At 59.5% G+C, this 19,727-nt stretch carries 16 protein-coding genes and 2 riboswitches; of the genes, 13 read left to right on the top strand and 3 right to left on the bottom strand.

Going from position 1 to position 19,727, the window contains the following annotated elements:
• Nucleotides 1-269: 269 nt before the first annotated feature.
• The 6 genes from PIB16_RS10135 (at nucleotide 270) to PIB16_RS10110 (ending at nucleotide 8,806) form a co-directional block, all read left to right on the top strand.
• Nucleotides 270-1,007, top strand: coding sequence for a helix-turn-helix transcriptional regulator (locus PIB16_RS10135; RefSeq protein ID WP_078052327.1), 738 nt, complete (start codon nucleotides 270-272; stop codon nucleotides 1,005-1,007).
• A 106-nt stretch (nucleotides 1,008-1,113) separates the two neighbouring features.
• Nucleotides 1,114-4,575, top strand: coding sequence for a pyruvate carboxylase (gene pyc / locus PIB16_RS10130; RefSeq protein WP_149742038.1), 3,462 nt, complete (start codon nucleotides 1,114-1,116; stop codon nucleotides 4,573-4,575).
• Nucleotides 4,576-4,702: 127 nt separating this feature from the next.
• Nucleotides 4,703-5,503, top strand: a complete 801-nt coding sequence (locus tag PIB16_RS10125) for a DeoR/GlpR family DNA-binding transcription regulator (protein ID WP_271045556.1) — start codon at nucleotides 4,703-4,705, stop codon at nucleotides 5,501-5,503.
• A 12-nt stretch (nucleotides 5,504-5,515) separates the two neighbouring features.
• Nucleotides 5,516-6,706, top strand: a complete 1,191-nt coding sequence (locus tag PIB16_RS10120; RefSeq protein WP_174036587.1) for an MFS transporter — start codon at nucleotides 5,516-5,518, stop codon at nucleotides 6,704-6,706.
• Between the two features lie 120 nt (nucleotides 6,707-6,826).
• On the top strand, nucleotides 6,827-8,077 hold the full coding sequence (gene ispG / locus PIB16_RS10115; RefSeq protein WP_020010805.1) for a flavodoxin-dependent (E)-4-hydroxy-3-methylbut-2-enyl-diphosphate synthase: 1,251 nt from the start codon (nucleotides 6,827-6,829) through the stop codon (nucleotides 8,075-8,077).
• 66 nt (nucleotides 8,078-8,143) lie between these two features.
• Nucleotides 8,144-8,806 (top strand): OmpA family protein, encoded by a 663-nt coding sequence (locus PIB16_RS10110; protein WP_003520323.1) that lies wholly within the window; start codon nucleotides 8,144-8,146, stop codon nucleotides 8,804-8,806.
• 30 nt (nucleotides 8,807-8,836) lie between these two features.
• Here the strand turns inward: PIB16_RS10110 and PIB16_RS10105 are convergent, their stop codons facing one another.
• Complete coding sequence (locus PIB16_RS10105) at nucleotides 8,837-9,751, bottom strand: polyprenyl synthetase family protein (RefSeq protein ID WP_271045555.1); 915 nt, start codon at nucleotides 9,749-9,751, stop codon at nucleotides 8,837-8,839.
• Between the two features lie 137 nt (nucleotides 9,752-9,888).
• Between PIB16_RS10105 and mtgA the strand changes: the two genes are divergently transcribed.
• A complete protein-coding gene (mtgA, locus tag PIB16_RS10100) occupies nucleotides 9,889-10,635 on the top strand; it encodes a monofunctional biosynthetic peptidoglycan transglycosylase (RefSeq protein ID WP_078052332.1) in 747 nt (248 codons plus the stop codon).
• Between the two features lie 15 nt (nucleotides 10,636-10,650).
• Here the strand turns inward: mtgA and PIB16_RS10095 are convergent, their stop codons facing one another.
• Together PIB16_RS10095 and metA are read right to left on the bottom strand one after the other, a co-directional pair.
• Nucleotides 10,651-11,670 (bottom strand): aldose epimerase family protein, encoded by a 1,020-nt coding sequence (locus PIB16_RS10095; protein WP_271045554.1) that lies wholly within the window; start codon nucleotides 11,668-11,670, stop codon nucleotides 10,651-10,653.
• A gap of 175 nt (nucleotides 11,671-11,845) precedes the next feature.
• Entirely contained in the window at nucleotides 11,846-12,772 is a 927-nt protein-coding gene (gene metA, locus PIB16_RS10090; protein WP_078052334.1) for a homoserine O-acetyltransferase MetA, read from the bottom strand.
• Between the two features lie 83 nt (nucleotides 12,773-12,855).
• Nucleotides 12,856-12,932: riboswitch (SAM riboswitch) on the bottom strand.
• Between the two features lie 89 nt (nucleotides 12,933-13,021).
• On the opposite strand from metA, the gene PIB16_RS10085 reads away from it, so the two are divergent.
• The 6 genes from PIB16_RS10085 to PIB16_RS10060 all read left to right on the top strand — a co-directional run bounded on the left by PIB16_RS10085 (nucleotide 13,022) and on the right by PIB16_RS10060 (nucleotide 19,564).
• Nucleotides 13,022-13,675: a thiamine diphosphokinase gene (locus PIB16_RS10085; RefSeq protein ID WP_142844407.1), complete on the top strand. Its 654-nt coding sequence runs from the start codon at nucleotides 13,022-13,024 to the stop codon at nucleotides 13,673-13,675.
• Nucleotides 13,676-13,679: 4 nt separating this feature from the next.
• Entirely contained in the window at nucleotides 13,680-15,506 is a 1,827-nt protein-coding gene (locus tag PIB16_RS10080) for an ABC-F family ATP-binding cassette domain-containing protein (protein ID WP_080815582.1), read from the top strand.
• Nucleotides 15,507-15,604: 98 nt separating this feature from the next.
• A complete protein-coding gene (locus tag PIB16_RS10075; protein WP_003520331.1) occupies nucleotides 15,605-15,997 on the top strand; it encodes a VOC family protein in 393 nt (130 codons plus the stop codon).
• A gap of 45 nt (nucleotides 15,998-16,042) precedes the next feature.
• Nucleotides 16,043-16,153: riboswitch (TPP riboswitch) on the top strand.
• Nucleotides 16,154-16,192: 39 nt separating this feature from the next.
• Nucleotides 16,193-17,206, top strand: coding sequence for a thiamine ABC transporter substrate binding subunit (gene thiB, locus PIB16_RS10070; protein ID WP_174044935.1), 1,014 nt, complete (start codon nucleotides 16,193-16,195; stop codon nucleotides 17,204-17,206).
• Nucleotides 17,207-17,225: 19 nt separating this feature from the next.
• Nucleotides 17,226-18,851, top strand: coding sequence for a thiamine/thiamine pyrophosphate ABC transporter permease ThiP (gene thiP / locus PIB16_RS10065; protein WP_174044932.1), 1,626 nt, complete (start codon nucleotides 17,226-17,228; stop codon nucleotides 18,849-18,851).
• Entirely contained in the window at nucleotides 18,848-19,564 is a 717-nt protein-coding gene (locus PIB16_RS10060; protein ID WP_174044929.1) for a thiamine ABC transporter ATP-binding protein, read from the top strand. The genes thiP and PIB16_RS10060 overlap by 4 nt, the downstream gene beginning before the upstream one ends.
• Nucleotides 19,565-19,727 lie beyond the last annotated feature (163 nt).

Genomic DNA, 19,727 nt, shown 5'->3' with positions numbered 1-19,727 from the left:
GGTTGCATGAGACGGCGAAATTTGTGTAATTATCGCTCTTTCTGTCTGAATGGCGGCTTAACAGATTGACCGCGCGTGCGAACCGAAAAAAAACCGAACCCGATGTTTCCCGGGGCCTGCCGTCACAAGATTTCGCATCTTCGTTTCAGGGATTGCTAACGACGATATGTTCAATCTCAACCGACCGGCGCCCGAGTAACATGACGTCATCGCGGGACCACGTCCTTCGTGTCATTCCCTTCAAGCCAAGCTCCGGACCCCGTGTCTTTATGCATGATATTCTTCACTTCATCTCTGCGTGTTACCAGACGGGAAGCGCCGACCGCGTTCGTTCCGAATTTGCAACGCTCATTCGCGAATACGGTTTCGACTATTTTCTTGTCAGCAGGCGGATGACCGGGGAGCTCGCCTCCACCGGACACATTCTTGCGCAACATCTGCCCGAAGGCTGGCTGGAGGTCTACAGAGCCAAGAAATACAATCTCGTCGATCCCGTCCGCAAGGTGATCGGCATGGTGCACAAGCCGTTTCAGTGGAAGGAAGCGCTGGAGGGCCTGCCACGTGCGATGCATCGCAAAAGGGCGAGCGTCTTTTTCCACGATGCCGGCCGGTACGGTCTGCAGGGTGGTTACGCCTTTCCCGTGCATGGCCGCGCGGGCTTCATCGGTGCGGTCTTCATTGGCGGTCAGGATCGGCAATTGCCCTCGTTGCAGGTGGAACTGCTTGATGCCGCCACGCGTGCCGTGTTCTGGCGCCTGCTCGATCTTTCCGGTCAGTCCCACGGCTTCAGCAATGCTCCTGACGTTTCCGCTCTCGAGCTTACGAGGCGCGAAATGGAGGTGCTGACGCTGATGGCGGACGGCATGACCTCCACCGAAATTGGACGCCAACTATCGATCTCCAACCACACGGTCGATTGGTATATCAACGGAATTCAGCGCCGTTTCAGCGCAAAGAACCGGCAGCATACAGTGGCACTTGCTTTTCGTCATGGTTTGCTGAGCTAGCGCAAACAGGACAGTTCTCGCCGGAATTGCCCTTTCCAAGACCGGGTTTTGCTGCTTAATTCCGCAGTGCAGCAGAAATTTTGTTTTGGCGTGTGGGGAGACCGTCTTGAAAATATCGAAAATACTTGTTGCCAACCGATCCGAAATTGCGATCCGTGTTTTCCGGGCAGCGAACGAGCTTGGGATTAAAACCGTTGCGATTTGGGCGGAAGAGGACAAGCTGTCTTTGCACCGCTTCAAGGCGGACGAATCCTATCAGGTCGGCAGGGGGCCGCATCTCGCCAAGGATATGGGACCGATCGAGAGCTATCTTTCGATCGAGGAGGTCATTCGCGTAGCCAAGCTCTCCGGAGCGGACGCGATCCATCCCGGTTACGGTCTTCTGTCTGAAAGCCCTGAATTCGTGGAGGCCTGCAACAAGGCCGGCATCACCTTCATCGGACCGACGGCAGATACCATGCGCCAGCTCGGCAACAAGGTGGCTGCGCGCAATCTGGCGATCTCGGTCAACGTCCCCGTTGTTCCCGCTACCGATCCGCTGCCCGACGATATGGCGGAAGTGGAGCGCATGGCCGAGGAAATCGGCTATCCGGTCATGCTGAAAGCCTCCTGGGGCGGCGGCGGACGCGGCATGCGCGCCATCCGGAGAAGAGAGGATCTTGCCCGAGAGGTGACGGAAGCCAAGCGCGAGGCGAAAGCCGCCTTCGGCAAGGATGAGGTCTATCTGGAAAAGCTGGTCGAGCGTGCTCGCCACGTCGAAAGCCAGATTCTCGGCGATACGCATGGCAATGTCGTGCATCTGTTCGAGCGTGATTGTTCGATCCAGCGCCGCAATCAAAAGGTGGTCGAGCGTGCACCCGCGCCCTATCTCACCGAAGCGCAGCGTCAGGAACTTGCGGCCTACTCCCTGAAGATCGCCGCCGCCACCAGCTATATCGGCGCCGGCACGGTCGAATATCTGATGGATGCCGATACCGGCAAATTCTACTTCATCGAGGTCAATCCGCGCATCCAGGTGGAGCATACCGTCACCGAAGTCGTGACCGGTATCGATATCGTCAAGGCGCAGATCCATATTCTTGAAGGCGCTGCCATCGGCACCGCGGAATCCGGCGTGCCGCGCCAGGAGGATATCCGTCTCAACGGGCATGCGCTGCAGTGCCGTATCACCACTGAAGACCCGGAACATAACTTCATTCCGGATTACGGCCGTATCACCGCCTACCGTTCCGCCTCTGGCTTCGGTATCCGTCTGGATGGCGGCACTTCCTATACTGGCGCTGTCATCACCCGCTATTACGATCCGCTGCTCGTCAAGGTAACGGCCTGGGCGCCGCAACCGGATGAGGCGATCAATCGCATGGACCGCGCGCTGCGCGAATTCCGTATTCGCGGCGTGGCAACCAACCTCACCTTCCTCGAAGCCATCATCGGTCACGACAGTTTCCGCAACAACACCTATACGACCCGCTTCATCGATTCGACGCCGGAACTGTTTGCGCAGGTCAAGCGTCAGGACCGCGCCACCAAGCTCCTGACCTATCTTGCCGACGTGACCGTCAACGGCCACCCGGAAACCAAGGGTCGCGCCAGGCCGTCCGAAAAAGCGGCAAAGCCCGTCGTTCCTTATATTGATGCGCCGACGCCCGATGGCACCAAGCAGTTGCTGGACAGGCTTGGCCCGAAGGGCTTTGCGGACTGGATGCGCAATGAAAAACGCGTTCTGGTCACCGACACGACCATGCGCGACGGGCACCAGTCGCTGCTGGCTACCCGCGTTCGCACCCATGATATTGCCCGCGTCGCCAGCGTTTACGCCAAGGCGCTGCCGCAGCTTCTTTCGCTGGAGTGCTGGGGCGGGGCGACGTTCGACGTTTCCATGCGCTTCCTGACGGAAGACCCATGGGAGCGTCTTGCGCTGATCCGCGAAGGCGCGCCGAACCTGCTGCTGCAGATGCTTCTGCGCGGTGCGAACGGCGTCGGATACAAGAATTATCCGGACAATGTCGTCAAATATTTCGTCCGTCAGGCTGCAAAGGGCGGGGTCGATCTTTTCCGCGTCTTCGACTGCCTGAACTGGGTGGAGAATATGCGGGTCTCGATGGATGCGATTGCCGAGGAGAACAAGCTCTGCGAGGCGACCATATGCTATACCGGCGATCTGTTGAATTCGGCTCGTCCGAAATACGATCTCAAATATTATACCAACCTTGCTGCCGAGCTTGAAAAGGCCGGGGCTCATATCATCGCCGTCAAGGACATGGCGGGCCTGTTGAAACCGGCCGCCGCCAGGGTTCTGTTCAAGGCGCTGCGTGAGGCGACCGGTCTGCCGATCCATTTCCACACCCACGATACCTCGGGCATTTCCGCCGCGACCGTTCTTGCGGCCGTGGATGCCGGTGTCGACGCCGTCGATGCCGCAATGGACGCCTTCTCCGGCAATACGTCGCAGCCATGCCTTGGCTCGATCGTGGAGGCGCTGGCGGGGTCGGAGCGCGATACGGGTCTCGATACCGAATGGATCCGCCGCATTTCCTTCTACTGGGAGGCCGTGCGCAACCAGTATGCTGCCTTCGAGAGCGATCTTAAGGGACCGGCCTCGGAAGTCTATCTGCATGAAATGCCGGGCGGCCAGTTCACCAACCTCAAGGAACAGGCGCGTTCGCTGGGTCTCGAAAGCCGCTGGCACGAGGTGGCGCAGGCCTATGCAGACGCCAACCGCATGTTCGGCGATATCGTCAAGGTGACGCCTTCCTCCAAGGTCGTCGGTGATATGGCGCTGATGATGGTCAGCCAGGATCTGACGGTGGCCGACGTTGAAAACCCCGATCGTGAAGTGTCTTTCCCGGAATCGGTGGTGTCGATGCTGAAGGGCGATCTTGGACAGTCGCCCGGCGGCTGGCCGGCAGCCCTGCAGAAAAAGGCGTTGAAGGGCGAAGCGCCCTATACGGTTCGTCCGGGTTCGCTGCTGGAAGATGCTGATCTCGATGCCGAACGGAAAGTGATCGAGACCAAGCTGGAGCGCAAGGTCGACGATTTCGAGTTCGCGTCCTATCTGATGTATCCGAAGGTGTTCACGGATTTCGCGCTGACAGCCGAGACCTATGGCCCTGTGTCAGTGCTGCCCACCCATGCTTATTTCTACGGCATGGAGGATGGCGAGGAATTGTTTGCCGATATCGAACGCGGCAAGACGCTGGTCATCGTCAATCAGGCCTCGTCCGGCACGGATGACAAGGGCATGGTGACGGTGTTCTTCGAGATCAACGGCCAGCCCCGCCGCATCAAGGTGCCGGATCGTGCCCATGGCGCTTCCGGCTCCGCCGTGCGCCGCAAGGCCGAACCCGGCAATGCCGTCCATATCGGCGCGCCGATGCCGGGCGTGATCAGCCGCGTCTTCGTCAACCAGGGCCAGGAGGTCAAGGCCGGCGATGTGCTGCTTTCCATCGAAGCCATGAAGATGGAAACCGCGCTTCACGCCGAACGCGACGGCAAGATCGCCGAAGTTCTGGTGCGCCCCGGCGACCAGATCGATGCGAAGGATCTGCTGATCGCTTACGGGGAATGAAGCCGTATCCGATCATCGATGCAGTGTCAGACGCCCGCCTCTCCGGCGGGCGTTTTTTGTTGCGTAGCCGTGAAAACTCGAATATGCATGTTCGTGCACGTTTATTCCGGTTTATGCATGGGCTTCGATGAGCGATCATTTTGTCAGCGAGCGGCAGGCGCTCATCCTTGCGAAGTTACGGCAAAGCGGCCGGGTGCTGGCGCAGGATCTCGCGCAGAATTTCGGCGTTTCCGAAGACACCGTGCGCCGCGACCTGCGTGAGATGGCAGCCCGAGGCGAATGCCTGCGGGTTTATGGCGGAGCGTTGCTTTCCGACAGCAAAACGGTGCCCCTGAAGACGCGCATTGCCGAGGATGCGGACCGCAAGGCCCTGCTGGCGCGCGCCGCTGTCCCGCTTCTCGAGCCGGGCATGGTAGTCTTCATCGATGCCGGTTCCACCAATCTCGCCATTGCAAGGGCGCTTCCCGCCGGGCTCAACCTGACGGTGGTGACGAATACGCCCGCCATTGCCGCTGAACTGGCGGGGCGGGCCGATATCGATCTGGTGCTGATCGGCGGCAAGGTCGATCCGGCCGTAGGTGCTGCGATCGACGCCATGGCGCTTCGGCAGCTCGAACTGATGCGGCCCGATCTCTGCATTCTCGGTGTCTGCGGCGTTGCGGCCGAAACGGGTCTGTCGGCGGATGTTTTCGAGGATGCGGTGTTCAAGCGGCTTGCCTGCAGCGCCAGCCAGCGGATTGTCGCCGCCATCACCACGGAAAAGCTCGGCCACAGGGCAGCTTTCCATGTGCATGATTTTTCTCCACCTCTTTCCCTCGTGCTGGAACAGGATGCCGACCGCGCATTCGTCGAGGCGCTGTCGGCAAAGGGCGTACAGGTTTATTGCGGCGAAGATGACGCCGTTCAGTTTTCTCATGGTCAAGTCTGAAGGATATTGCCGATGAATGGCCCCACGACATTTTCGCCGACAGGCATACGCTCGTCCTATCTGACGCGGCACAGGCTGGGCGTTTCCCTGCTGTTCTTGATGAACGGTTTCATGATGGGGTCATGGGCGCCCAAGATTCCGGAATTTGCGGCGCGCCTGTCCCTCAGTGAGAGCGCGCTCGGCCTGATCATTCTGGTTTTCGGTATCGGTTCGCTGGTTTTCATGCCGATTGCCGGTTCGCAGATCGCCCGTTTCGGTTCGCGTACGGTCAGTCTCGTCACTGCGGCGATCTTTTTGCCGACTCTGCTTTTCATTTCCTGGGCGGGCACGGTATGGGCCGGGGTGATTGCGGTGTTTCTGTTCGGCGGGCTGACGGGGGCGATGGATGTCGCCATGAACGCCAATGCGGTAGCGGTAGAACGGGATATGCGCCGCGCCATCATGTCGTCGTGCCACGCCTTCTGGAGCCTCGGCGGCCTGATCGGCGCCGGTCTTGGCGGTTATCTCATCACGGCCATCGGTGTGCAGGGACATGCCATTGCGCTAACCGTCATCGCGCTCGTGCTGCTGGTCATCGCATGGCCGCGCGTCCTTGCGGATCGTCCGCATCTGGAGGAAGAGCGCCCGAAAGGCGGCCTGCCGCTGACGCCGCTGCCATGGATCATTGGCCTGATGGCGCTGTTCTCGATGATTCCTGAAGGCGCTATCCTCGACTGGGGCGCGCTTTATCTGCGCAATGAACTCGGTGCTTCGGTATCGCAGTCCGGTTTCGCCTTCGCGGCCTTCTCCATGACCATGGCGGCCATGCGGTTTGCCGGCGATCTGGTGCGTGACCGCTTCGGCGCCGTGACGACCCTGCGCTTCTGTTCGGCCATGTCGATTATCGGTCTTCTCATTGCCGGTCTTGCGGGAAATTCCACTATCGCGATCATCGGCTTCGCGATTGCTGGCGTCGGCATTTCCAACATGGTGCCCATTGCCTTTTCCGCCGCCGGCAACATGCCGGGACTGGCGCCCGGCATTGGTCTCTCGGTGGTCACCACCATGGGCTATTCTGGTATTCTGGTGGCGCCATCGGCCATCGGCTTTATTGCCGAGCATACCGGCCTTGCCAGCGTCTTCATCGCCCTGCCACTCTTGCATGTGGTGGTTCTGCTGCTTTCGCGGCTCGCCCGCCATGCGGATGGCGCGGGCAAGGAATAGGCGTCTCGAATTTTGCCATGATTGCGGTAAAGTAGAAGCTCTCATGCGTTGGGTGTTGACAAGCTGGCTTGCCTGTTTCACCTCAATTGCCAGACCTTGCCGCAAGCTCCAGAGACCGCCATGACGTCACATGCCGATTACGATCCCAAGCCCCGCCGCGCATCCGTCGCCGTAGACGTGGGCGGTGTCATCGTCGGTGGCGGTGCGCCCGTCGTCGTGCAGTCGATGACCAACACCGATACCGCGGATATCGACGCCACCGTGCAACAGGTGGCGGCGCTCTTCCGGGCCGGTTCGGAAATCGTGCGCATCACCGTCGACCGCGACGAGAGCGCGGCCGCCGTGCCGAAAATCCGTGAGCGGCTGCTGCGTCTTGGGCTTGATGTGCCGCTTGTCGGCGATTTCCATTATATCGGCCACAAGCTTCTGGCCGATCATCCGGCCTGCGCCGAAGCGCTGGCGAAATACCGCATCAATCCGGGCAATGTCGGCTTCAAGGACAAGAAGGACAAGCAGTTCGGCGAGATCGTCGAAATGGCGATCCGCTACGACAAGCCGGTGCGAATCGGCGTCAACTGGGGGTCGCTCGATCAGGAACTTCTGACGACGCTGATGGACAAGAACAAGGAGCAGGGTTTCCCTCTCTCCGCCCGTCAGGTCACGCGTGAGGCCATTGTTCAGTCGGCGCTGATTTCCGCCGAGCTTGCCGAAGAGATCGGCCTGCCGCGCAACCGCATCATCCTGTCGGCCAAGGTCAGCCAGGTGCAGGACCTGATCGCCGTTTATTCAATGCTGTCGGAACGCTCCGACCACGCCCTGCATCTCGGCCTCACCGAAGCGGGCATGGGCTCCAAGGGCATCGTCGCCTCATCCGCCGCCATGGGTTATGTGCTGCAGCACGGCATTGGCGATACGATCCGCGTTTCGCTGACGCCTGAGCCGAATGGTGACCGCACCCGCGAAGTGCAGGTGGCGCAGGAATTGCTGCAGGTCATGGGTTTCCGTCAGTTCATTCCGGTCGTTGCGGCATGTCCCGGCTGCGGGCGCACCACGTCCACCGTCTTTCAGGAACTTGCCCAGAACATCCAGAACGATATTCGCAAGAACATGCCGATCTGGCGTGAGAAATATCCGGGTGTCGAGGCGCTCAACGTTGCCGTCATGGGCTGTATCGTCAACGGCCCCGGTGAAAGCAAGCATGCCGATATCGGCATTTCCCTGCCCGGAACCGGCGAAAGCCCGGCAGCGCCCGTTTTTATCGACGGTGAAAAAGCGCTGACCCTGCGTGGTCCCAATATCGCCGCCGATTTTGAAGCGCTTGTGATCGATTACATCGAAAAGCGTTTTGGCCGGAAAGATGCGGCGGAGTAAAGAGTACCGTGAAAAGGCCGGAATTCCACTGTCATACCTCCTGAACCTCTCGGAGCATCAAAACACATGATCAAAAAAATCGCGATCGTCGCCCTTTGCGGGACCTATCTTTCCGCCTGCACCACCACCGATCCCTATACGGGTGAGCAGAAGATGTCGAACACGGCGGGCGGCGCCGGCATCGGCGCCGTGGTCGGTGCTCTGGGCGGTCTGGCTGTCGGCGGTTCGCCGACCGGTCGCCGTAATGCCGCGCTTATCGGTGCGGGCATCGGCGCGCTCGCCGGCGGCGCCATCGGTAATTACATGGATGGCCAGGAAGCCGAGCTTCGCGCCCAGCTTCAGGGAACCGGCGTTTCGGTTACCCGCCGTGGCGACAGCATCGTTCTCAACATGCCGTCGAACATCACCTTCGCGACGGACCAGGATCAGGTAATCCCGCCATTCTATCAGACGCTCGATTCCGTCGCCATCGTGCTGAACAAGTTCAACCGCACGCTGATCGACATCAACGGCCATACCGATTCGACCGGCAGCGCCGGTTACAATCAGGGCCTTTCGGAACGTCGTGCCGCATCGGTCGCCAATTATCTCGGCGCGCGTGGCGTCGATCAGCGCCGTATTTCGACGCTCGGCTTCGGCCCGTCGCAGCCGATCGCTTCGAATGCAACGCCGGATGGCCGCGCCCAGAACCGTCGCGTCGAAGTGCTGATCTCGCCGCTCAAGGGCTGATTGGATGATGAAAAGCTGAGTGGAAGCCGCTCAGCTCTTTCGTTCAGCGATGAATCTGGCGGCCGCGATGAGAATCGCGGCCTTTTCGCCATAAGGGGCCAGCAGTTCGCTGGCTTCCGCCACTTGCTCCCGCAGCTGGTTGCGCGCCCAGTCCTCGCCGCGCAGCGCCACGAGCGTTCCCTTGCCGCGCGCGGCGTCCTTGCCGGTTGCCTTGCCCATGGTGGCGGCATCGGCCGTCAAATCCAGAAGGTCGTCGGCAAGCTGGAAGGCGAGGCCGATCTTTTCGCCGAAGAGACGCAGCCTTTGCCTTTCGGAAACATCGCTGCCGGCGATGATTGCGCCTGCCTCGCAGGCAAAACGCAGCAGTGCACCGGTTTTCATAGCCTGCAATGTAATGACACCGGCTTCATCAGGTGCTTTTTTCTCCGCAGCGAGATCGAGCGCCTGGCCGCCGGCCATACCGCCGATGCCCGCCGCGCGGGCAAGCGAAAGTACGAGCGCGGCCTTGCGCTCGGCCGCAAGCGGATTTTCGTCCGATGCGATGATATCGAAGGCAAGCGTCAGCAGGCTGTCGCCGGCGAGAATTGCTGTCGCCTCATCGAATTTGCGATGCACGGTCGGCTGGCCGCGGCGCAGGTCGTCATCGTCCATGGCCGGCAGATCGTCATGAACAAGCGAATAACAATGGAGGCATTCCAATGCCGCGCCAACATAAAGGGCGGCTTCGGCATTCCCGCCCGCAAGGGCGGCACTTTCGATGACGAGGAAGGGTCGCAGGCGCTTACCGCCGTTCAACACGCCATGGCGCATGGCGTCGAGCAGGTTTTGCGGGCGCGTGATCTCATCCGCGCGGGCTTCGCCGGAAAGCAGGCGACCAAGCAGGGCTTCGGTTTTTGCCGCGTTTTCGCGCAGCTTCGTTTCGAAATTTGTCATCGCAACGTCCATGCCGCGCTCTTTGGCATGCCGCGCGAATGCAGGCAAACCTTTTCGTGATTCCAGAGGTGCAACTATTTGAGCGGACTCGCCTTGAAGGCGGCAATGGACTATGAAAGGCTTCAATTGGTGCGGGGCTTTGACGAATATTGAGCAGTACGCCTGAAAGCGACGCAGATTACGCCGTGCTGGCGGAAGACCGGAGCAGTCCGAAGGTGGATTTTCGCACGTTGGCAAAGCGTATCGTCATGACCTTGCTGGCTTTGCTGATCCTGCCCTATCTGCTGATTCCGGTTTATGCGCTGCCGTTTATCCGGCCGGTCTCGACGCTGATGCTCGCCGATCTGGTGACCTTTCAGGGTTATGACCGGCGCTGGGTGCCGCTCGAGGATATTTCGCCGCGCCTTGTTCAATCCGTGATGATGTCCGAGGACGGGCAATTCTGTTTTCATGGCGGCGTGGACTGGAACCAGATGCAGTCCGTGGTCAGCAACGCGCTCGACGGGGCGTCCACCCGTGGCGCAAGCACCATTCCGATGCAGACGGCCAAGAACCTGTTTTTATGGAACGGCCGCTCCTTCCTGCGCAAAGGGCTGGAGTTGCCGCTGGCGATTGCTGCCGATTTCGTCTGGTCGAAAAAACGGATGATGGAGATTTATCTCAACGTTGCCGAATGGGGACCGGGCATTTATGGAATCGAGGCTGCCGCCCAGCACCATTTCAAGGTGCCGGCCGCAAAACTGAGCTCCCGTCAGGCGGCGCTGCTGGCGGTTTCGCTGCCTAATCCCATAGACCGCGTCGCCAGCAAGCCGGGACGCGGGCTGCAACGGCTTGCCGGCCTTATCGAACGGCGCGCGCGTGCCTCCGGCGGCTATGTCGGCTGCGTGCTGGATTGACCCCGGCGCGCCGCGTCAGCCTTTATTGAAAATATAGTCGGTTTCCTGACGCAGGGTTTCACCCGGCCGCAGGATGGCGTGCGGAAAATCCGGGTGGTTGACGGCGTCCGGCCAAATCTGCGTTTCCAGGCAGAAACCGGCAAAGGGGCCATAGTGACGGCCATCGAGGCCGGGAACCGGAACGTCCAGTTTGAAGGCCGAATAAAACTGCACACCGGGCTCGGTGGTGTGAACCTCAAGGGCGATATCTGAGGCCGGCGAATAGGCGCGGGCGACCTTGCGTTTTGCGCGGCGCTCGGGCGACAGGCAGAAATTGTGGTCGTAGAGAACCTGCTCGCCATTCTCCTTGCGCCGCATCGGTGTCGGGTGGCGCAGGTCGAAGACGGTGCCTTCGACGGAGCGGATTTCGCCCGTCGGTATCTGCTTGTCATTGGTGGGCAGGTAAAAATCAGCCGCGATGCTGATCTCATGCCCAAGCGCGGTGTCTGCGCCATCGAGATTGAAATAGGAATGCTGGCAGACATTGGCGATGGTCGGCTTGTCGGTCACCGTTTCATAGACCACCGAAAGTACGCCGCCGTCGAGGATCGTATAGGTGGCCGTGACCGTGCAATTGCCGGGATAACCGGCGCGGCCATCGGGATCGATGATCTGCAGAACCGCGTGGCTTTCGCCATGTTCCATCAGCATCCAGTTGCGCTTGCCCATGCCGTCGCTACCGCCATGCAGATGGGTTACTCCTTTTTCATTGAGCTCCAGCTGGTAGTCGTGCCCGTCGATGGAGAACCGCCCGTCGCCGATGCGGTTGGCGTTGCGGCCGGGCGTGGCGCCGAAATAGGAGGAATATTTGTAGTCCTCGAACTTGTCGAAGCCGAGCACGAGCGGCGGCTGGTGGCCCTCGAGGCGCAGATCCTGAATGACGGCGCCCCACGTGATGACCTTGGCCGTCAAACCGCCTTTCGAGATGGTGACGCGTTCGACTTTTTCGCCGGTCGCCGTGAAACCGAAATTCTCCCGCGCCGCCGCGTCGCTCATCGTCATTCTCCCTGATGTTGCGAATTGCCGGGCGGACGTTGCGTCATTTCCCGGCAATTCGCAATCCCGCAATTCAAAGCATGTCTCCCAAAAGTGCGCCGCGGTTTTGGGACAAAGACATGCTTAAAACAAAAACGAAAGCGCGTCGCATGCGTTCGATAAAACGCGACGCGCTTTACGCGGCGAGTTTGCCAATGGATTCGAGATCATAGGGTGTCGTCTGGTATATCTCGTTGATCCAGTTGCCGAAAAACAGATGGGCATGGCTGCGCCAGCGGTTGAGCGGGGCAAGCGCCGGGTCGTTGTGTGGAAAATAATCATGCGGAAGCTTGATGGGGACGCCGGCATTCGCGTCACGGAAATATTCGTCTGAAAGCGATGTCGAATCATATTCGACATGGTTGAACATATAGAGCCTGTTGCCCTCTTTCTCGTGCACCAGACAAACGCCCATTTCCTCGGATTCCATCAGGATTTCGAGTTTCGGATGTTTTTCGATATCGGCGCGGCGTACCTCCGTCCAGCGCGAGACCGGGACCTGGAAATCATCCGAAAAGCCATTCAGATAGATCGATGAGGGGCAGAGATTGCGGTGACGGTAGACCCCGAAAGCCTTTTCCTTCAACTCGTGCTTCGGCACGCCGTGGAAATGATAGATGGCGGCCATCGCGCCCCAGCAGACATTCAGCGTCGAATGAACGTTGGTCTGCGTCCATTCGAAAATTTGTCGCATTTCGTTCCAGTAGGTCACGTCTTCATAGGCCAGCGTTTCCACGGGCGCGCCGGTAATGATGAAACCGTCAAACTTGCGGTGGCGCACTTCCTCCCACGTCTCGTAGAAAGATAGAAGATGTTCTTCCGGCGTGTTCTTGGCGCGATGGCCGCCAATCCGCACCAGCGACAGCTCTACCTGCAGCGGCGATGCGCCGACAAGGCGCGCCATCTGGATTTCCGTCTTGATCTTGTTCGGCATGAGGTTGAGAAGCCCGATCTGGAGCGGGCGGATATCCTGCCGGATGGCCGCCGTTTCGGTCATGACCCGCACGCCCTCATGAACGAGGGTCTCAAAAGCGGGAAGCGTATCGGGAATCTTGATCGGCATGTCGAACTCTCTTTTCCGGATCACGTAAAGAACGTTGCGAAAACAAAAAAACCGGCAGCGAAATCGCGACCGGTCCCAGGAAATTGCCTTTTTCCTCGACCCTTTAGCGACTTCTTTAAAGTGGCTGCAAGCCGGTCGGCAAATCACCACTGAGGCGTTTCATAATCCCGAAGCCGGCGAAAATCAATATAGGCCGATTTCATCGGGTTTCCGCTTTCCATTTTTGGCCGAGGTGCGATAAGGCAGGGCATGGATAAAGAGCGCTTCACCATTCTGCTTGGCGGCGATGTCACGGTGACCGATCGTCTGAAGTCAGCGGTCGCGGATAGCCGTGTGATTGCGGCCGATGGCGGCATGCGCCATGCCCGGCCGCTTGGCCTTGCGCCGGAGTTGTGGGTCGGGGATTTCGATTCCGCCAGCAAAGAGTTGCTGGAGGCCTGGCCCGATGTGGCGCGGCAGCCATACCCGGCCGCAAAGGCGGTGACGGATGGCGAGATCGCGGTATCGGAAGCTCTCTCCCGTGGTGCGCATTCGCTGGTGCTTGTCGGTGCGCTTGGAGGCGCGAGAAGCGACCATGCGCTTCAGCACCTCCTTTACGCGGTGGCGCTTGCCGAACGTGGTATCGACGTTACGCTGACGTCAGGTGAAGAAGAGGCGCGGCCGCTGCTTGCCGGTTCGCTGGATATCGATCTGCCGCCTGCTTCGCTGTTTTCGGTTGCCGGATTTACGGCCCTTGAGGGGCTCGATATCGGCAATGTGCGTTATCCGCTGAAGGATTTCGCGCTTGCTTTCGGTTCGTCCCGCACTATTTCCAATGTCGCGAATGGCGGCCCCGTGCATTTCTCGCTGAAAAGCGGAAAAGCCATCGTGCTCGCCCGCCCTTATGATCTGACCGGAGCCTGACGCCTTGGCACCCCCTATTTTGAAACTCGATGACATCAAGCTGACCTTCGGCGTGACCCCGCTGCTCGACGGCGCCAATCTCCAGGTGGAACCGGGCGACCGCATCTGCCTTGTCGGGCGCAACGGTTCCGGCAAGTCCACCCTGATGAAGATCGCCGCGGGTCTGGTCGAGGCGCAGTCGGGCGAGGTTTTCCGGCATCCGGCCGCCACCATCCGCTATCTGGAGCAGGCCCCGGATTTTGCCGGTTACGACACGGTTCAGGCCTATGCCGAAGCGGGGCTCGGCCCCGGTGACGATCCCTATCGCGTCACCTATCTTCTGGAGCATCTCGGTCTCACCGGGCAGGAACATCCGGCGAGCCTTTCCGGCGGTGAAGCGCGACGTGCGGCCCTTGCCCGCGTCATGGCGCCGGAACCCGATATCCTGATGCTGGACGAACCGACCAACCATCTCGATCTGCCCACCATCGAATGGCTTGAAAGCGAGCTGCAGCAGACGCGCAGCGCGCTGGTGCTGATTTCGCATGACCGGCGTTTTCTCGAAAAGGTCTCGACCTCGACCGTCTGGCTGGATCGTGGCCAGTCCCGTCGTCTCAATCGCGGTTTTGCCCATTTCGAGGAATGGCGCGACAAGGTGCTGGAAGAGGAAGAACTGGAACAGCACAAGCTCGGCAAGGCCATCGAGCGTGAAGAACACTGGATGCGTTATGGCGTGACCGCAAGGCGCAAGCGCAACATGCGCCGCGTTGGCGAGCTTCAGGCCATGCGTGCGGAATATCGCGGCCATAAGGGACCGCAGGGCACGGTGCAGGCGACCGTTACCGAAGGGCGTGAATCCGGCAAGCTGGTCATCGAGGCCGAGGCCATCACCAAGGCTTATGGCGAGCGCGTGATCGTCGCGCCGTTTTCGCTGCGCGTCCATCGCGGCGATTGCATCGGTTTCGTCGGCCCGAATGGCGCCGGTAAAACCACGCTTCTGAAGATGCTCACCGGCCAACTGGAGCCCGATAGCGGCACCGTGAAGCTCGGCACCAATCTGGAAATCGCGACGCTCGACCAGAAACGCGAGGATCTCAATCCCAACGATACGCTTGCGCATTATCTGACTGATGGCCGCGGTGAAAATCTGCTGGTCAACGGCGAATTGAAGCATGTGACCGGCTATATGAAAGACTTTCTGTTCCAGCCGGAACAGGCCCGCACGCCGATCCGTAACCTTTCCGGCGGGGAGCGCGCGCGTCTTATTCTGGCGCGCATTCTGGCCCGGCCGACCAATCTTCTGATCCTCGACGAGCCGACCAACGATCTCGATATCGAAACGCTCGATCTGCTGCAGGAAATCGTTGCGGGCTTTTCCGGCACCGTTATCCTCGTCAGCCACGACCGCGATTTCCTCGACCGCACCGTCACCTCCACCATCGCGCCCGTCAATCCGGACGAACCGGACGGACGATGGATCGAATATGCCGGTGGCTATTCGGACATGATGGCGCAGCGCAAGGGTGCGGCGGAAGAAAAACGCAAGGCTGAGAAACAGGAAAAGGCGAAAGCCGCACCTTCGGCCTCTGCATCGCAGGATCCTTCAAAGGCCAAGGGCAAGCTTTCCTTCAAGCAGAAATTCGCGCTCGAAAACCTTCCGAAGGAGATGGAAAAGGCGCAAAGCGAAATCGCAAAACGCGAGCAGCGTATGGCCGATCCGGAACTTTTCACAAAGGACCCGGCGGCCTTCAACACGCTGGCGCAGGAAATGTCGAAGCTGCGCGACAAGCTGGAGGCCATGGAAGAAGAATGGCTGGAACTGGAAATGCTGCGCGAGGAACTGGAGGGCTGAAGGCAATCAGTTCCCCGTTTGACCGGTCCTCCTTCGGCCTTTGACAGAAAAGCAGAATTGCCGTTCTATGCCGGCGTTCGTTTGGAGGAGTTGTGAAAATGCGCATGATTTTCGTCAATCTGCCGGTCAAGAATATCGAGACATCAAGAAACTTCTTCACTGCTCTCGGTTTCAGCTTCAACCCGGAATATTCGGATGACCGCACGCTCTGCATGATCGTGGAAGAGAACATCTTCGTGATGCTTCTCCAGGAGGGACGTTTCCGCGATTTCATCAACGGCGATATTGCCGACGCGACGCGAACCACCGAGGTTCTGACCTGTCTTTCCGCCGGAAGCAGGGAAGAAATCGACCGGATGATCGCCACGGCGCTTGCCTCCGGCGGCAGCGGCTGGAAGCCTGTTCAGGACCATGGCTTCATGTATGCCGGCAGCTTTCAGGATCCCGACGGGCACGTCTGGGAACTGGTGCATATGACGGAACAGGGCTGACCTCGGCCATCTTGCCAATCAGGGACGGCGGGACTACACCATCATCTTGATCTAACGGGGTGTCTTTTGCGCTTGGGTGCGAAAGGCTGAGAGGCTTGCCAACCCGAAGAACCTGATCCGGTTCATACCGGCGGAGGGATTAGACGGCTTTAACGCAGGCGGCTATTTCCCTATCGTTTTTTTGAGGAGATACCCGTGCGCCGTCGTCTTTTCCTGAATTCCCTCATTGCCGCCTCGCTGTTTCTGCCCGGTCTTGCCGTCGCACAGGATAGACAGGAGCTGACTGTCTACACCTATGAAAGCTTCGTTTCCGAATGGGGTCCCGGTCCCAAGGTAAAGGAGGCCTTCGAGAAGGTTTGCAATTGCACGGTCAATTTCGTCGGCGTGGCCGATGGCGTGGCGCTGCTCAATCGTCTGAAGCTTGAAGGGGCGGGGTCCAAGGCGGATGTCGTCGTCGGTCTCGACACCAATCTTGTCGCGGAAGCAAAACAGACCGGTCTATTCGATGTCAGCGGCATCGATGCATCGGCGGCGAAGGTGCCGGGCGGCTACACGGACGATGTTTTCGTTCCTTATGATTACGGTCATTTCGCTGTCATCTATGATACGCAGACGGTGAAAAACCCGCCGACGAGCCTGAAAGACCTCGTGGAAGGCGACCCCTCGCAGAAAATCGTCATTCAGGATCCGCGCACCTCCACGCCGGGGCTTGGTCTGCTGCTATGGGTGAAATCGGTTTACGGCGACAAGGCCCCGGAGGCCTGGGAAAAGCTCAGGAAGCGCATTCTCACCGTTACGCCGGGCTGGTCGGAATCCTATGGCCTCTTCACCAAGGGTGAGGTGCCGATGGTGCTCTCCTACACCACCTCGCCCGCCTATCACATGGTCGCTGAAAAAACGGATCGTTATCAGGCCGCCGCCTTTTCCGAAGGGCATTACATCCAGATCGAGGTTTCCGGTCTCCTCAAAAACGCGCCGCACAAGGAACTGGCAAAGCAGTTCCTCGCTTTCACGCTAACATCCGGTTTTCAGGATGCCATTCCGGAAAACAACTGGATGATGCCGGTTGCGGCAACCTCGAAGCCCTTGCCGGAGGCGTTTTCAAAACTCGTGGTGCCGCAGAAGACTTTCCTGATGGATCCGGAAGAGGTGGCGAAGAACCGCAAGGCATGGATCGATGAATGGCTTACCGCCATGAGCATGAATTGAGGAAGAGGCACACCCGCGCATGATGCTGCGTCGCGATTACCGGCGGTCGATCATTTTCGGAACGGCGGCTTTTGCCGCCGTTTTCCTGTTCATGGCGCTCGCGGTTGCGGCTCTCCTGTCCTTTGATGCCGGCGTGTCCGCTGCCGGCATCATGGATACCTATACGCTGCGCATCCTGCGTTTCACGCTTTATCAGGCAACGCTTTCCACTCTTCTTTCCATTGGTCTCGGCCTGCCGGTGGCGCTGGCGCTTTGCCGTCGGCGCGAGTTTCCAGGAAGGATCTGGATCGTCAGACTGATGGCGGTGCCGATGGGTCTGCCGGTGATCGTCGGCGCCTTCGGTATCATCACCATCTGGGGCAGGCAGGGCGTTTTGAATTCGGCACTCGTTTTTGCCGGGGCGGATGAACCTTTCAGCATTTACGGCCTGTCCGGCATCCTCATTGCCCATGTGTTTTTCAATCTTCCGCTCTCAGTGCGGCTGATGCTGGCAGGGCTGGAGCGCATTCCGGGCGAATATTGGCGCATGGCGGCGAGTCTCGGCATGGGGCCGGTTTCGATTTTCCGTTTTATCGAATGGCCGGCGGTCGCGCGTCTCGTTCCCGGCATTGCCGGGCTTGTCTTCATGCTGTGCGCCACCAGCTTCACGCTCGTTCTTCTGTTGGGCGGCGGGCCCGCGGCAACGACGCTGGAGGTGGCGATCTATCAGGCGCTGCGGTTCGATTTCGATCCGCAGCGGGCGATTGCGCTTTCGGTTTTGCAAATTGCCCTCACCGCAATCCTGCTTGGCCTTCTTGCCTTTTTGCCGTCGCCTGAAGCGGAAATTCCCTCGCTTGGTCGTTCCCTTCGCCGTTTCGACGGAAAGGGCATCGGTGCCCGCCTCTGGGATGGCGCGGCAATCGTTTTCGCTGTTCTGCTGATCGGCCTGCCGCTTGTCGCCATCGCTGTCTCGGGTTTGAGGGCCGATCTGCCGCGTCTTCTGTCCGCGCCGATTTTCCTGCGTGCGGCGGCGACCAGTCTTGCAATCGCCGCACTGTCCGCGGCCCTTGTCGTGCTTTGCTGCATGGCGATCATCGGCGCACGCCAGGCGATAGGCTCCAGACGGCGGGCGGGGCAACCCCTGCGCTTCCTCTCCGCCATGCTCTGGGCAGGGTCTTCGCTGGTGCTTTTGGTGCCGCCTGTCGTATTGGGAAGCGGGTGGTTCCTGTTATTGCGGGTTTTCGGCGATGTCAGCTTTTACGCGCCAGTTCTCGTGGCGCTCATCAACATGCTGATGGCTTTGCCGCTTGCCATGCGGGTGCTGGAGCCGGCCTGTACCAGTCATTTTTTGCGCACCGGCCGACTTTCCGCCAGTCTCGGGCTTCAGGGCCTGACGCGGCTGCGGTTCGCCGATCTTCCGGTTCTGTGGCGGCCGCTGGCCATGGCGTTTTCCTTCGCCATGGCCCTGTCTCTCGGCGATTTAGGCGCGGTTGCCCTGTTCGGGTCGGAAAGTTTCGTCACCCTGCCATGGCTGGTTTACAGCAATATGGGCAGCTATCGTACCAATGACGCCGCCGGTTATGCCTTCCTTCTCGGTATCGTCTGCCTGCTGCTTGCCGCAGGCGGTGTTGCACGGCAATCCCAATCAGCAAGGGCGAGCATATGACAGGCGATGATTTTGCCGTTGAACTGGACAAGGTCAGGCTGCGGCTTGGAACACAGGATTTCGACCTCGATTGCACATTCCCGCAGAGCCGAATAACCGCCGTCGTCGGCGCGTCCGGTTCGGGCAAGTCGACGCTTCTCAACCTCGTCGCCGGTTTCGAGGCGCCGGATTCCGGCCGCGTGATGATCGGCGGGCAGGACATGACGGCGCTCGATCCTTCGGAAAGACCGGTCTCATCGATCTTTCAGGATAATAATCTGTTTGCGCATCTCGATATCTTCACCAATGTCGCTCTCGGTGTCAGCCCCGGGCTGAAATTGCGGGTGGAAGACCGGGAGCGGATTGAGATGGCGCTTGCACGTGTCGGTCTGGCGGGTTTCGACAAACGTTTGCCGGGCACGCTTTCCGGCGGAGAAAGGCAGAGAGCGGCGCTGGCGCGTGCGCTGGTCAGGAAAAAACCGGTCATGCTGCTCGACGAGCCCTTTGCCGCACTCGATCCGGGACTGCGGGCGGGTATGACCTCCCTGCTTCTCGACTTGCATGGAGAAACAAAAAACACGGTGATTATTGTCACCCACCATCCCGAAGACATAAAGAAGCTGGCGCAGCAGGTGATTTTTCTTGATCGCGGCCGGGTTGTCTATGTCGGCTCGACCGCAGATTTCTTCGCCACACAAAATGTGAAGGCGGTGGACAGTTTTCTGAACGGGTGATCGCCTTATTTTCGACGTGTGCCGCTGGCAATCGCTTTAGATGACTTCAATGGCGCTAATTTGCACTTGCCAGTTTCAAGTTGTTGCCCGAGAAAAGATGGGAATTATTGCGTTCTTCAGGAATAATCCGGACTTGATGGATCGTTTTTACCGTTTCGGCATT

The organism is Agrobacterium sp. ST15.13.015 (genome assembly GCF_027871645.1).
Classification (GTDB): Bacteria; Pseudomonadota; Alphaproteobacteria; order Rhizobiales; family Rhizobiaceae; genus Agrobacterium; species Agrobacterium leguminum.
This window is presented reverse-complemented; position numbering and strand designations above follow the sequence as displayed.